The organism is Methanolobus chelungpuianus (assembly GCF_024500045.1).
In the GTDB taxonomy this organism is placed as follows: domain Archaea; phylum Halobacteriota; class Methanosarcinia; order Methanosarcinales; family Methanosarcinaceae; genus Methanolobus; species Methanolobus chelungpuianus.
Map to the genome: position 1 here is coordinate 1 of NZ_JTEO01000008.1, position 1,646 is coordinate 1,646.

At 52.8% G+C, this 1,646-nt stretch carries 1 protein-coding gene and 1 pseudogene; both read right to left on the reverse strand.

Going from position 1 to position 1,646, the window contains the following annotated elements:
* Positions 1 to 1,255 (reverse strand): annotated as a pseudogene (locus PV02_RS11990) (monomethylamine:corrinoid methyltransferase); the annotation flags it as partial.
* Positions 1,256 to 1,268: 13 nt separating this feature from the next.
* On the reverse strand, positions 1,269 to 1,646 hold a 378-nt coding region (locus tag PV02_RS11995; RefSeq protein ID WP_256623659.1), incomplete at its 5' end, for a cobalamin-dependent protein.

A 1,646-nucleotide genomic window follows, 5' to 3' on the forward strand; every position in this document is an offset into this window, starting at 1 on the left:
CGGTTGCATAGTTCTTCTCGTATGACTTGACGAGAGCATCGAGTATCTTGTTGACCTCTTCGATCTCCATGCCTGCTGCTGCCTTGGCTGCCTGTCCCATCATCCTGGCTTCCATACCTGTTGTCTTGTCCTGCACGACACCCTTGGCTGCTGCGACACCTGAGAGGATCTCACGGCCGGATGCAGAGTCAGTGATAGCCTGTGCTGAAGCTTCAAGCAGGCACATCTCGGTACATGGTCCTGCACATGGGTAGTACTGGTTGCCTGAGAGGATATTAGTGAACTCAGAGATGGTTGCACATGTCCATCCTGCGATCATCAGTGTCTCCCTGGTGTTGGTTGAACCCCAGCGGATGTGGACCGGACCGTCAAGGTGCCAGGTTGCGTTGCTCATCACAAAGGCGTTGATGTGGGTTGCAATATCAACGATAGCAGTCTCTTCTATGCCTCCGGCATAGCCACCGAATATGGGCATCTGCTCATCCATGATGACGTTACTGTTACCCTGGTAGTGTGCAATTACGCTGATAGCATCGAGGTCGATCTTGAGCTCGTTGAGCTGGGAGACCTCGTGGCTGTCACTGCAGATCATGCCGCCGGCACAGTCTGCAGAGATATTTCCCTGAGCGGACAGGGAAGTCTCTGGTCCCTATATGCCCATGCCAGGCCTTCCGGCCATTGCTGCTGCAGTCTTGATGAGCCTTGCCTCGGTCTTGGCTGCAAGCACCTCGTAGGGGCTCTTGGGTATTGGCGGTCTGCCACGTACGGTCATCATGACACCGTTAACGATGGTGTCTACCTCTTTCTCAAGAGCATAGCTCATGTGGACCGGGAGGAACATGTCCTCGGAGATAGGGGAACCTGTCGGGCCACCCTGGACTATGGGCTTGCGCTTGTCGCCGACCTTCCTCTTCTTTACTTCCACAGCGTCCCTGCCTGTACCAAGGGTGAACTTCTTCTGGACGTTGTTGATGGCATCCCACATCTCGTCCTCGGTATATTTTACCACACGGCTTGTGTCGGTACAGAAGATACCGCATTCAAGCAGCATGTCAAAACCGGCCTTGAACAGGTTTTCCATCATGTCCTTGTCGGTTGGGACGAACTCGCCCTTGAAGTCAAGGTTATATTTCTGCTTGAGCTCCATTGCCTTCATGGGGATGGTCATCAGGTCCCAGTCATCCTGGGTGACCTTCTGTCCCTTCTTTGCACGCTCGTAGAATTCGTAGCAGTCAACTGATTTTGTGAATGACATTTTCCAAACCTCCTTACTTCATCAGTCCCAGTGCGACACGTGCTGCATCTGCTGCATTCTCTGCGGTTGCATCGGCTCCGATCTCGTCTATCCACTTCCTGGATACAGGTGCTCCACCGAACATTATCTTTACAGAGTCCCTGAGACCCTCTTCCTTGAGCACTGCTACGGTATCCTTCTGTCCTAGCATGGATGTGGTCATCAGTGCGGAACCTACAAGCAACAGCTTTCCGCCCTTGTTCTTCTTGACCTCATCAATAAGTGTGTCATTGGATACGTCAACTCCCAGATCGACGATCTTGAAGCCGTTTGCACCCAGCATTGTTGAGACAAGGCGGTGGCCGATGTCGTGGATGTCTCCTTCCTGAACGAAAGTGATAGCTGTTCCCAC